We start from the raw sequence: 14,176 nt of genomic DNA, 5'->3' as shown, positions 1-14,176 counted from the left end.
GATCACATAGCGTTTCGAATGCTAATACATTTCTGAAAACCCAAGATAACCAAGGGCAAAGTCAACTAACGAAGGTTCCAGACGATCTTTTAATCCTTCACAAAATTCTCTAATTTCGTCATTAATATTCATTTCACACACGCTATCTCTTTATAGGCTTTTCGACTTTCAGCACAGATACCCCAGTCACAGTCAGTATAGAACAAGGAAGACTAGTGATTGAGCCGGCCAGGCGCTGACGGGTAAAAAGAGCCCGGCTCGAAAGTCGGGATCTTTTTGCTATTGATAATAAAAAACCTTTAGCTCTTTCGGATCATGTTCAAGTATCCCAACATAATGTGAGTACAACCTTATTAGCTCAAGATATCCACAGATAGAATGAATACCAAAAACCTCAGATAAATCGGCATACCCTTCACTTCTGTCAATAAAAATAGCCTGCCAAGGCGGATTCCGGATTTCTGATTAAGAAGGCTATCGATCCTTGGAAAAAAAGCCTCTACAATAACTAGAGGCCATTTTTAATATATATATTACTTATCGTTCCTTTCGAATCAAAGAGTCATACTCCCCAAACTCAGGGAATACATCATAATTCCCTGTCACATCGACTGTTGTTTGACTCTCTTCCAGTTTATAGGGGTTAAAATGTTCTTCCCTTATTACTGCACTACCATTTTCGTTAAAGATATATGTAGTGCCATGCGACACATTTAATATACCAGCACCTTCGCCATCGTGTTCAGCAAACTCTCTATAAACAGCCATTGATAAAAACAAACGATTGTCATCAAGTATTTTAAAGTTGTATAACAAATACTCTTGCAAATCTTCATTTAAAAAACTTACCCCGACCCATCCTTTATTTTTCATTACTTCAATAAAACATGATGGTGTAGAATCTGAACCAATGAGTGCAGTGTAGGGCTCACCAGTCGTATGTTTTTTATATGCTTTCTTATCCAGCCATACATCAATTGGTTTATTTTTCGCTCTAAACCATAATTTACAATAAAATACATTTTGTTTCATTGATAAATCTTCCCATTTGTATCACGTATTACCACCCCAGCCTTATCTGCTGCATTTAAAACCGATTGTGGAATGGGTTTTACCTGGGGAGGAACTTCTAAAATATTAGTCCCACGCAACGCATCACCGGCCAATGACCCACTTGACGGAACTTTCGCAATAGTTGCTCCTGCCGGATATTTATTCACCGCTTCCCTGATGTAGTTATTTGCAGTTGATTCAGTGATATCAGAAAACTGTGTGAATTTCCGTGACACTATCTCACCTGTAGCCGGGTTATACGAATCAACACGATAATAGCCGTTTCCGTTAGGTTTGTTCACATACAATTCATTGTACGGATAATTTTTAGACTGTTCTGCGTTAAACTTATTACCAGCCTGAACATTCTGCAACCACTCGGGCTTGGCCGATATCGTTTTACCTGGTGTTGAAGTGCCAGCTTTCCCCATTCCACCGGTAACAGCACCCAGCACTGCCATTGCAAGGATCTCGGACTGCTGTTTGTCCATGCCATATCGATTTTCCAGCTGACTCGCAAATTCGGTGCTGGTAACTACACCTTCAGCCTCCATCTGCTGCGCCCAGAATGAAGAGATATCGTTCTTCATTTCTGCCGGAACATCTGCATCAAACAGGCCATCCAGTGCTTTACGAACCAGCATTCCATTAGCCGGGATATCGCCGTATTTCTCTTTACAGGCCGCAGCGTTGGTGGAACAGACCGCAATCATTTCCTTTTGCTGATTGAGGCTCAGATCTTCCATTTCTTTCACTATCTGCTGGCAGTCCCCACGGGCCTCACAGCCTTTGGCTTTTGCTGCAAAATCCTTGATCTGATCTTCTCTCAGCGAGTTATTCTCAACCTCCACCTTCGCCGTTTCCGACGCCATTGCCGCCATGGAGACACTGCCATCCGTCACCGCAGCACCTGCCAGACCACCCGCGATACTCACCAGGCTACTGACCAGCCGTTTTTCCTCTGGCGTCAGGTCACTGGATTTTTTATCTCCATACAGCGCGCTGACCAGATGGTCGGTCGTCGCCGAGGCCGTAATGGCCCCTATGGCACCAGCCTTCAGGCCATCCGCACTGCTCCCGCCACTCAGCTGCGTCAGCGCCGCAGCCACAATACCGTGCAGCGCGGCACGGGCTGTCGGGTCTTTCTGCTCCTTGACCAGGGTCGCCAGAAGAGGGGCCGCCCCCGCTGCCGCGCCTGCCTTCAGGTTACCGCCAAGCGCACCTGCCAGTAATCCCGCCGCTGCGCTACCCTTCGTCCAGAAGGCACTCCCCGGACCGTACTCGGTATTCTGATATCCGGGCTGCGTCTTCAGGAACGCTTCCTGCTCCTGCGGGGTATCGCCCTGCAGTTTTCCTTCTGACGCCAGCTTCGCGCCCAGCGCCGCATTGGATTCCCGCGCTTTCTGCTCCGCATACTTGCCGTAAGCATCCAGCGCAGAGGTAGCCAGGGCCGCGCCTTCGCTCTGGACCGCCAGGTTATCCCTGACCTTCTGCACATCGCCGCTCACGTCCACGCCGTGGTGGGCATCAGCCGTATCACGGCTCAGGTCAGCAATATCCTGTTTCTGTCCCGCCGGGTTGCGAATGACAATGCTACCGCCACTCACCGCTGATGAGGTCGTGCCTGTGTGGCTCTCTTCTGCCTGGCCCGTACCGATGGCTGGTGCCAGGTTGCGGTTTTCACCGTTTCCGCTGCCGCCCGCGCTGCCGGAAAGCGCCACCGTGTAGCCGTTGCCGCTGGTCTGGCTCTCGTTGTGGAGATTACTGAAACCCAGCGTACCGGTGTCGAGGCTATTTTTATCTGCAGACGCCGTGGATGCAATCACCGCGCCGTCAAGCTGGGTATGATTTCCGGTGGTGACAGCAAAGCCGCCCTTGCCTGCGAATATCCCGCTCTGATCAGCAACGCTCTTACCATTCTGGGTGATATTCTCACCCGATGCACTGACGCTACCGGAAGAGGCACCATAACACAGGGGCGGTATGCACAGACTGAGGGACGCGCCTGACGAAGACTGCTTGCTGTCATAACTGGCTGTATCCTGCACGCTGCTGATGGTGAGATCGCGTCCGGTATTCACCACCACACGGTTACCTTCCAGCTCCGCACCTTTCAGGGTGGTGTCGCGTCCGCTGTTCACCGTAAGCTGTTCATCAGCATGGACAATACTGTTCGTATTGCGCTGCGACTGGCTGTTTTCCTGCCCCTTATGCTGCGACGCTCCCAGCTCCACCGAGATACCGTTTTGTGCACCAATCAGGCTCACACCGACACCGACGCTGAACTGGCTGCCGCTGTTTTTACTCTCAGAGCGGGTTGTGTTCTGGGAGGCAGACAGCAGAATATCCCGCCCCGCATCCAGCGCCACGTGTTTACCCGCGATCTGTACCCCCATACCGGCAATGTCGTTTCCGGCACGGACAGAAACATTCTCACCGGCAGTAATGGTGGTGCCCTGCGTGTCCGTACTGTGATAACGACTGTCCTGAGAGGACGTTCCCGCCGTTAAAGACACTTTAGCCTTGATGAGCGACGAGTCCGACATAGCGCCCTGCGCCGCGGTTGCCGCCGACTGACCTGTTCTGATGGCGGTCAGCCGTGGATCATCGCCGTTTTCTGCGCTGCGGGCTGCCGTCTCAGCGGCTTTTGCAGCCTCAACAGCCCAGCCGCCAGCAGATGCCGTCACACCATACTGGGCGCTGCTGCTGTGGTTTTCACCGTCACGGGTATCCCGGCTCACCCCCATGAGGACATTTTCGCCACTGAGTGAGACCGATTTACCGGCACGGATATCCGTACCTGACAGGGAGAGATCGTTACCGGCCTGCGCGACCACGTTACCGTTTTTGCTGCTTAGCTGGCTGCGCAATCCGTTTTCGAGGCTGCTATCTTCCCGACTGCTGTTTTTTTCATGACGGTAGCCTGCCGTGGCGCTGTAACCATCGCCTCCCAGCGTTCCCAGCAATTTGCTGCTGCCGCTGCTCTCACTGCGCGATGTATCGCGTCCGGCAGAAACGGAGATATCCCCATTTGTGGCTGACAGCAGAAGATCGTCCGTGGCGGTCATCAGGCTGCCGCTGATATTCACGCTGCCGTCACGACTGTTAACGTAAATATCTGAGCCCTGAATGACCGACGCGTTTTGTGTGGTCCGGGTACCGCTACTGTTGCTCTCCGCCTTGCTCAGCCCGCCCGGCAGGAGCTGATTGCCGTGGGAACCCCCACCCGAGATGGCGCGAACAGCACTTCCGGCACTCAGGTCGCTCGAAAGATTCCAGCCGCTATTTTTTGCGCTGCTGCCGTATTTCTCGCTGTCTGTGGAGGTGGTGATATCAACGTCGCGTTTCGCATCGAGGATCACCGTTTCACCGGCCTTAGCCTGGCTTCCGGCAATCAGGATATTGCCGCTGTTGCTGCCTCCCTGTTTACCGGTGGCAGTCATCTGAATATTGCCTGCGGCGGCAAGATGACTGCCGCTGTTAAACTCACCCTCGTAGTACGACTCAGAGGAAGACCGGGTGCTGCCTACGGCAATGGCCATCATCTGCCCTGGTCCGTCAAGGCCGAGCGCACCGCCTTCTGCCCCCAGCCCCTTCACCTTATCGACGGTGCTGTTGCCGCTGTTGCCCTTACCACGAACGATATCGCGCACGTTACGCACAGTGTCTTCAAATGGCGCTTTCACACTGACCGTTACGCCAGACGATTTGGTCTCCTGCTTCATGGACTCAGTGGTCGTATCCCGTCCAGGAAGGATGGCGATGCTGTCGCCAGTGATATCGATATGGCCGGTTTTGCGGGAGGAATCATCCTTCGCTCTTCCGGCAACCACATCTGCCGCGCTCAACTGGACGTCATTTCCGGCGCTGATGATGACATTACCGCCAGTGGTGCCCACCGTGCTGCGGGCATCGCTCTGCGTCGTATTTGCCCCCTGTCGGGTGCTTTTTGAAGACTGCGACCCGATGGTGATACCCAATCCCGACCCGCTGGAGAAAACGCCGGATTTCTTCGTCTTCTTCATGTCGTAGAACGTATCGGTGTTAGTTGCGGCCTCCACGGTCAGATCATTTCCAGCCTTCAGGGCCACATCGCGCTCAGCGGCAACTGACGAGCCCTGCACCGTCAGGTTGTTACCAGCCCGGAGAGCAACGTTATCGCCGGAAAGCTGCGTACCTTTCTCACGCGTATGCGTTTCTTCGTGGATGGTGTGAGTGGTTTTCTTGCTGAGGAATCCACCGGACGTCTTTTTCTCCTCCCGGTATGCATAGTCACTTTCCGTTGCAGTGGAAAGGGTGATATCCCGCCCGGCGGCCACGGCTGTATCGCCTTTGGCATAGACATCTGCTGCCTGCGCCGTCACATCCCGTCCGGCGACAACAGTCACATTCCCACCCGCAGTGATGTCGGTTCCCGACTGGCGAACCGACTCGTTAATCACTTTTTTACGGCCTGACTTATAGCTGTCGCCCTGCGTGGTCTCTTCCGCAGCCAGATTCACGTCGCGACCCGCCTGCAGCCCGACGCTTTTCTCCGCCGCCAGCGCGGCGGCCTGAGCATTGATATCCTGCCCGGCCTTCAGGACCAGGTTATCGCCTGCGGAAATCGTGGTGCGGTCGAGCCCGGTGCTGTGGGACTCGCTTTTCCCTTTACGGCTGCTTTCGCTGGTCTGTGCCGCGTTCAGATTGAGATCGTTGCCCGCGCTCAGCCCCGCGCTGCCGCCCGCCTTCAGGTCGCTGGCGGTCACATCAAGGTTGTGCCCGGCATTCACCAGCAGGTTGCCGCCCGCGGTGACGTTACTGCCCTGATACGTGACGGACGAACGGCTGGTTTTCGCCCGGCTGGAGCTGTATGCGTCGTTGATCTGGTTCGCGTTGACGGCAATATCGCCCCACGCATTCAGCAGCATATCGCCGCCGGAAGCCAGGTTCGCCCCGGTGACGGTGATGTTTTTCCCCGCCTCAAGCGACAGGCCATCCTGCGCGGTAATGGACGCCGTGTTGCCCAGCAGCGTGTCTTTCAGGCCGATGTTGCCGTACTTCCCTCCGGCGTTGATATCAATCTGCTCAACCTGCGTCAGGTTGTTGATGCTGCCGTCGAGGCTCTCCAGCGCGACCGTTTTGCCGCTGATGGTAGAGCTGATGTTATTGATATCGCCGATGGCGCTCAGGTTCAGGTCGCCGCCCGCTTTCATCAGGCCGCTGTTGAGGTTGCTGATGCTGTTCTGGCTGTCGAGCGTCAGGCTGTTTTTTGCCAGCAGCGAACTGCCGCTGTTGGTGATGCTGCCGCCCTTCAGGGTGACATTGTTGCCCGCGATCACGCTGCCGTTATTGACGGTGACGTCCTTCGGAGACAGGTAGAGTTTCGGTACCATCACCGTTTCGCCGTTGACGGTGGCTTTCTCCCACCACAGCAGGCTGTGGTCGAGCGCGGCAATCTGATCGGCGGTCAGCGAGACGCCAAACTGCAGGCCCAGCGACCGCTGCGCCGCCGCCGCGTTGTCCATCAGATAGCGCATCTGATCCAGATCGGAGCCGATGCCGTTCAGGTAGCGGTTACCGGTCTGGTTGAGCACCACGTTGGAAACATAGCGGGTATCGAACGCCGCATCGCCCAGGAAGCGGTAATCGTAATCCGGGTTCAGATTGAGGCGACCGAGCATGTAAGACGAGCCGAGGAACTGCTTCTCGTCAGTAAACGCCAGCCGCGTCTCCTGCGGCACAGTGGACGACGGTTTGACCCCGAGCATTGCGTTCAGGTCGGCAAACAGGGCGGGATCAAGCTGTCCGAGACCGTTCAGTTTCGGGTTGATGTTGATCAGGTACGGGCTTTTCGGGTTGGCGGAGAAGACAAAATAGCCATTGTTGCCCGACGGCAGCGGGTAAGCGCTGGTATCAACGCGCTGGCCCTGATAATGCCCGACGGCACCGCCCTGAGTGGTTCTGAGATCGGCAGTGGTGACCCCGGCGTTCGCCAGTGCGCCCAGTTGGCCGAGGTTGGCGTTGCCTTTCTGGGTAGTGGCAATGTTGCTGAGAGGCGTGCCAGACGTGTCGCCGTTTTCCAGCGCGCCGCCGCCGTTAAGCTGCTGCAGCGCCCCCTGGAGCTGATCGTTCCACTGCGGCGAGTTCACCGCCACGGTGCCGGTAGCGTTCAGCCCCTGTTTTTGTACGCCGCTGCCGACAGTCTGGTTGCTGAGGGTGTTCAGCGACGGCGTGGAGATAACGTTGCTGACACCGCCCGCGTTAGCGGTGGTATTGGTGTTGCTGATGTTGCTGGTGAAGTTTGCGGTAACGTTGCCGCCCGCCTGGATGACGGCGCGGTATATTTGACCGTTTTCAGCGCGGGAATTTTCACCAGTCAAAGCAAAGGTCATTACAGTATTAGAAGGAGGTGTAACATAAACATCACCGCCTCCCTCCATCATCCCCGAGACCGGACCTGTTGCAGTCTTTCCACTATATGTATAAGTGAGGTACCTGGAAACGTAACCATCCTGCCAGGACTGGTTATTAAAAACAGAACCGTCAAGCGTAATGTTACGTCCAGCAAGAATAGTACTTGCCTGATTATCAAGAGTTGTTGTTCCTACATACACATCTCTGCCAGATGATATTCTGCCTGCTCCCCCCTGACTTTCCACGGAAGTATAAGTTTGAGAGAGTAATATCTCTTTCTGAATATATTCCTGGTAGGGAGCGTAGTAGTAGGTGTAGTAATCTTCGCGGAGGCATGTTCCATTTGGGCCACAGCCACCAGCGTGGACGTGTCTGGTAACACTATAAACGCCGAAGCTATCTTCAGGCATATCTGCAATATTGATCTTAATGGCCGACAGGTTCGGATCAGCTCCTGTTGATACAACGTTTGTCGTTGCTTTCAGACCATCCCTTTGGTTCAGCAAATGCCCCGTCCTGATCCCAATATCCCCATTCTGCGTCTCAATATTCCCCGACGTGTTCACCACCTGACTGTTGGCATTCCCCGCCGCATCCCGCTGCACCCACAGGTTATTCCCCGCCATGATGTCGCCACGCTGGTTGGTGATGCTGTCGGCAAACAGCGCCAGGTTATTCGCCGCGTACAGCAGCGCGGTGTTGACGATGGAACCCGGTGCGCTGAGGGTCAGCGAGCCACGCGTGCCGGTGAAGCCGTCGACGGTAATATTGCTCCGGCTGGCGACGGTGATGTCGCCCCCGCCCTGCACCGAGCCCGCGGCGTTCAGCGCCACGCTGCTGCCGGAGAGCGTGCTGGTGCCGCCGCCGGTGGTGATTTGTCCGTTGTTGCTGAGCTGCCCGCCCGCATTGAGGTTGACTGCCTGCCCCTGCAGCACGCTGCGGTTATCGATGTCGCCGCCGCTGTTGATGGTCAGGGTTCTGCCCGCCGCCACGGCGGTTCGGCTGGTAAACGCGTTCGTCAGCTGCAGCGTTAAGTCCCCCAGGGACACCAGCTGGCCGGTAAGGTCCAGCCCCCGGCTCTGCAGCCACAGGTTACCGCCGCTCAGCAGCTTGCCGCCCGCGCTCTGGGTTACCTGGTCTGCGCCAATATTCAGCTGCGTGTTGCCGAGCAGCGTGCCGCTGTTGTTCAGCTGGCTGTAGTTAACCGTCAGTTGTCCCGCCTGGGTGGTACCCTGGCTGGCGAAGTTGGTGCCGGTCAGGGTGGCGCGATCGGCCACCCACGTGCCGCCGTTGGTGGCATTTGCCGCATTCAGGATCAGGTCGGTGGCCTGCAGCCAGCCGGTGCCAGTGAACTGCGGCGTGCCGAGCGTCAGGCGCGCGCCGGACAGGAGCCTGCCGTCGTTACGCGCCTGCGAGGAGGCGGTCACGCGCGTCTCGCCGCCGCCCTGGATCAGGCCGTAGTTAAACAGCGCGGGCGTGGTCAGCGTCAGGCCATCGCGGCTAACAATTTCGCCCCCGCTGCTGTTGGTCAGCGTCCCGCTGAGGGCCAGCGTCGCGCCGTTATCGCCCTGCAGACGTCCGTTGTTGGTGAGCGCCCCGGTGGTGATGCCGAGTGTGCCCCCCTGCATTTTGCCGTCGCTGGCGACGGAGGCCGCCGTGACGTTCAGCGCCCCGCCGGACAGCAGGGTGCCGCCAGACTGCTGGCTGACCGCGCCGGTCTGGCTGAGGGTCAGGCCATTCACGCCGCTGATGGCGCCGCTATTGCTGAGCGTGCCGCCGGTCAGCGTCAGGTTTTTCGCCGCCCACTGCCCCTGGTTCGCCAGCGTGGCGGCCTGCAGTGTGGCGCTGCCCAGCGCGGTAATCTTACTGCCCGCGGTCCCGGTGAGCGCGTCGGCCAGCGTCATCTGCAGCGCGTCGGCGCTCTGCACCGCCCCGCTGTTGGTGAGCGACCGGGCGTTAAGCAGAATGTTCTGCGCCTGCCAGCTGCCGGCGTTGGTCACTGCTCCGGACGCAATCGTCAGCGCGCCCTGGGTAAGAAGCTTACCGCCAGCGCCGTTGATCAGCTCCTGCTGCGGCGCGGCCATCGCCATGCGCGCCATCAGCCGCTGCTGCCCCTGAACGGTCAGGCTCTGCAGACCGGTCAGGGTGCCCTGGTTGTTAATGCTGCTCTGACGCAGCGTGAGGGTATTCCCCTGCACGGTGCCGCTGTTTTTAAGCGTGCTGCCACCGAGCGTCACATCGCCCTCGCTGAGGAGCTGCCCGCGGTTATCCAGCGTCTGTGCGGTGATATCCGCCCCGCCCTGGCTCATCAGCGAGCCGGTTGAGGTCAGCGTGCCGCCTGTATTTGCCGTCAGCGTTCCCTGGCTGAGCAGTGACCCGCCGTGCGTCCAGTCGGTGGCGCGGATATCTGCGCCGTTCCCCTGCAGCGTGCCCTGGGTGGTCAGCTGGCCTGCATCCAGCGTCAGCATGCCGCCGGAGAGGGTGCGCGAGGTCGCGCCCGTGGTCAGCGTGGTGCCGGTGAGCGCCAGGCCGTTCGTTCCCTGAATCAGCCCGCCGTTGTTCATATCGCGGGCAGTGAGGGACAGCGTACCGCCGGTGATGCGCCCCGGGTTCGCCAGGGTGTCCGCGGTGAAGGTGGTTGCGCCGCCGCTCTGCAGCAGCCCGGTATTGGTTAACGCCCCGCTGAGCGTGCCGCTGAGTCCCGTCTGCCCGTTCACCGTGCCGCTGTTAGTGAGGGTGGTGCCGGTCATGCCCAGCGTCGCGCCCTGCAACGTACCGGCGTTGGTCAGCTGTCCGCCCGTCAGCGTGAAGCCGCCGCCGGAGAGCCATTTACCGTTCAGCTCGTTGATAAAGCGGTCGGCGGTGGCGTTAACCGCGTTGCTGCCCTGCATCAGGCCGCTGTTGCGCAGCTCCGTCGCGCCTGCGGTCAGCGTTTTGCCCGCCACCGTGCCGCTGCTGGTCAGCGTCGCCGCGTTAAGCGTGGCATCTTCGGTGGCTACGATGTTCCCGGTATTGGTCAGGGTGTTGCTCAGGCCAAAATCCAGGCTCTGCGCCTGAATATCGCCCCGGTTGGTCAGGTCGCTGCCCCGGAGAGTCAATCCGCCGTTCACCAGCAGCAGACCGGCGTTATCGAGCGTATCGAGGTTTAAATCCAGGTCGCTACCGCTCACCAGCTGTCCGGTGGCGCCGTTGCTCAGCGCGCGCGTGGTCAACACCAGCGTGTCGTTGCCCTGCAGAATGCCGGTGTTGCTCAGCTGCGCGGCGTTCACCGTCAGCGCTTTCCCGGCCAGTTGGCCGTCGTTAAACAGCTGCGCCGCCGTCAGCGTGAACAGGTTCTGGCTGAGCAAGGTGCCCGTGTTATCCAGCCTGCCGGTCGCGGCAAGCGTCAGGGCGTCCAGCGCCTGAACGCTGCCCTGGTTATTCAGGCTCCCGGCGTCAAGCGTCGCGCTGCGCCCCTGCAGGCTGCCCGCGTTGCTGAGGGTTTGTCCGCTCAGGGTCAGGGTCTCGCCGCCCGTCACCTGCCCCTGAGTCTGGTTCGCGAGGGTGTTGCCGGACCAGGCCAGCGTGCTGCTCCCCTGAAGCAGGCCGCTGTTCTGCAGGTCGCCCCGCAGGGTCAGCACTTTCGCCAGCAGCTGGCCCCGGTTATCGGTATTGCCGGCCTGAACGTCGAGCGCCTGCTGGCTGAGCACCTTACCGCTGTTGGTCAGCGCGCCGGTCACCGCTGCCGTCACGCCCGCTTCCCCGAGCGCGTTACCGGTGTTAATCCACTCGCCGGTGGCCAGGTTCAGGGTGTTGCCCTGTACAAGCCCGGCGTTGTTCAGGGTGGCGTGGTGCAGGTCAAGCGCGCCGCCGGAGAGCAGCATGCCCCCCTGCAGGTTGCTGAGCTGTGCCCCCGTCGCCGTCAGGGAGCGGGTTCCCTGCAGCGTGCCGCCGTTGGTCACCGACGCGCTGTTAAACTGCGCGTCGGTACCGGCCATCAGCCCGCTGTTCGTCAGGCTGGCGGCGGTCAGCGTCAGGCCGTCCCGGGCAATCACCCGGCCACCGGCCTCGTTGCTGACCTGACGGGTCAGGTTCAGCAGCAGCGCGGTGGCGCTGAGTTCGCCGCTGTTGGCAAGCGTGTCGCCGTTAAGCGTCAGCGTTCCGCTGCTGCGCAGCGCGCCGCGGTTAGTGAGGTCTGCCACGTCAAGCGTCAGTGCCGCGTCCCCCTCGACGGTGCCCTGGTTCTGCAGGCTGTCCGCGGTGATGTGCAGGTCGCCTGCGGCAATACTGCCCGCGTTAGCAAGCGTGGTGCCGTTCAGCGTGAGGCGGTCGTCCGCCAGCAGGCGTCCGCTGCTGGTCAGGCTGAGGTAGTCGCTGCTCAGGCTGACGCCGTTGATTTCGCCCTGGTTTGTCAGCGTGTCGCCTTTAATGCGCAGCGTGCCGTCGGTGGTGATAAGCCCGCTGTTGGCCAGCACCGGAACGTTCAGCGTTAAATCCTGCGCGCTGTAGACCGACCCGCCAGCGAGGTTCGTGAGTGACCCGGTATTCAGGCCGAGCAGGGTGGTTCCCTGCAGCAGCCCGCCGTTCTCCACCGAGGCAGCGTCCAGCGCCAGCGTACCGGCAACCAGAGAGCCGCTGCTGGTGATGCGCCCGGGGGCCGTCAGGGTCATGCGGTCCGCTTTTGCGGCGCCGGACTGGAGGATGTTCTGTCCGCCGAGCGTGATGGCGCCGGCGGTAAGCTCCCCGCTACTGGTCAGGTCGCCGGTCGCGTTAAAGCTCAGCGTGTCACCGGTGGATTTCCCGGCGTGCGCAATCGTGCCCGCCGTCACCGACAGGGCGCCTTTCGCCGCCTGGGTGCCGTTCAGCGCGGCATTCTGCGCCTGCAGGGTGAGCCCCTGCCCGCTCTGCAGGTGTGCATCCCGGCCGGTGGTCAGGTCGCCGGTGCTGACGGTTAATGCTCCCGCCGCGTCCGTCTGCCCGTTCAGGCTGGCGCTGCGGGTCGCGGTAATCTGTACGTTGCCCTGGCTGGTGGTGCGGGACGCCTGACCGCTGGTCAGGGTACCGGCCTGCGCCGTCAGCGCCGTCGCGCCGGACAGGGTGCCGTTCTGCTCAAGCGTGCCTGCGGTCACGTTCATCGCGCCGTCAGCCAGCAGGCTGCCGCCGTTACGCAGGGTCTGCTGCGCCGTGACGTTCGCATTACCTTTCGCGCTCAGCGTGCCCCGCTGCTCCAGGGTTCCGGCGCTTAACGCCAGGTTGCCGCCGCTCTGCAGGGTGCCGTTGTTGGTCACCGTCTGCCCCTTCAGGGTGACGTCGTTGCCCTGCGCCGTGCCGCCGTTCGTCAGGTCTCCGGCGTTCACGTCCAGATGGCCTTTCGCCGCCAGCAGGCCGCTGTTTGACACCCTGTCGCCTGAGAGCGCAATGTCGCGCCCCGCATTCACCTGCCCCTGGTTACTGACGGTGCTGCCCGTCAGGCGGATATCGCCCGTGGCATCGGCCCGGCTCTGGCCGTCCATCACCAGCTGTCCGCCGCTCAGGGCCAGACTCTCCCCTGCCGAGACCGCACTGCCCGTGGATGTCAGCGTACCGCCGCCGGTCAGCGTCGCGCGGGTATCGCTTCCGCTGCGGGTATTCGTCAGAGTGATATCTTTTCCGGCCGCTACGCTGAGCGCGCCTTTGCTGGTCACACTGCCGCCCGCGATCTGCACATTCCCCTCACCGGAAAGGCGCATGTCGCCGCTGCTGGCGAGCGTGCTGTTATTCAGTTCCACATCCTGCGAGCTGGCCACATTCAGCGCGCCCCCGGCCTGATGGCTGCCGCTGAGGGCCACCCCCGCGCCATTCGCGCTAATCGAGCCGCTGGCGAGACTGTTCGTGACCGTCAGTTTCCCGCCCGCATCCAGCTGAATATCGCCCTGGCGCGCGGCGAGGTTGCCGAGGTTCACCCCCACGCCCGTCTCGCTGGAGACCAGGCGGATACGGTTGGCATACATCCCGCCGAGCGCGCCGGTATCCACCGCCACCACGGGCGCGGCGCCCTCACCGGTAATCGGCTTAACGCTGCCGTCTGCGCCCACGCGGTTCGCCCCTGCCGTTACCGTCAGGTCGTTCGCGTGGATCGCGGCGTTCACTTCCGTTGCGCGCGCAATAATCGTCAGCGCGTCGCTCTTGCTGGCGTCCAGCCCCTGGCCTTCGACCGTGATGGCCCCTTTTGTCACCTCCAGCGCCAGCAGGTTACCGCTGGCGTCAAACTGCGGCTTGCCGGTGGTCAGGGTGACGTTCGGGGTGTTGATAAATCCGCACCCGTTACAGGTGATCCCGTACGGGTTGGCCACCATAACGTTTGCCGCCTTGCCGGCGACTTCCGTGTAGCCCTGCAGCTGCGAGCGGCTGGCGCCCGTGACTTCGTTGATGATGCCTTTCGCTTCCCGCCCGGCCTGCAGGTTGGGGTTGTTCTGGATAAGCCCGCCCAGTTGGGTCTGGGTTAAACGGTCCGTGCCGTTATTGAGGATAAGCCCCTCTTTGCCGACGTTATACTCACCGAACTGGTTATGCGAGATACCCGCCCCGTTGGGCGTGGCGATGTTGACGACCGGCACCCCGTTCCCCGCCTGATCGACCGTGGTCTGCCCGGTCGGCGTAAGCGCCGCCGCGACGGCAGGCGCCATCGGCTGCCAGACCATCAGGCCGCAGACAATCCAGCTGATCAGACGCTGCGAGAAACGAACGGGTGGGTGACGGGTATCCATAG

General features: G+C 60.0%; 1 protein-coding gene and 1 pseudogene. Both read right to left on the bottom strand.

From position 1 onward, the window contains the following. Positions 1-537 precede the first annotated feature (537 nt). A complete protein-coding gene (locus tag V1566_RS03210) occupies positions 538-1,032 on the bottom strand; it encodes a hypothetical protein (protein ID WP_395305032.1) in 495 nt (164 codons plus the stop codon). Between the two features lie 2,042 nt (positions 1,033-3,074). Continuing rightward, positions 3,075-14,174: pseudogene (locus V1566_RS03205) on the bottom strand (hemagglutinin repeat-containing protein); the annotation flags it as partial. Positions 14,175-14,176: the final 2 nt, after the last annotated feature.

This window comes from Enterobacter sp. ECC-019, assembly GCF_043974075.1.
Taxonomy (GTDB): Bacteria; Pseudomonadota; Gammaproteobacteria; order Enterobacterales; family Enterobacteriaceae; genus Enterobacter; species Enterobacter asburiae_D.
The sequence above is the reverse complement of the archived record's forward strand: the minus strand, read 5'-3'. Positions and strand labels throughout refer to the sequence as shown.

What these genes read in the sequence shown, in the direction of transcription:
- V1566_RS03210 (WP_395305032.1), bottom strand. Translation starts at nt 1,032, where the DNA reads ATGAAACAAAATGTATTTTATTGTAAATTATGGTTTAGAGCGAAAAAT.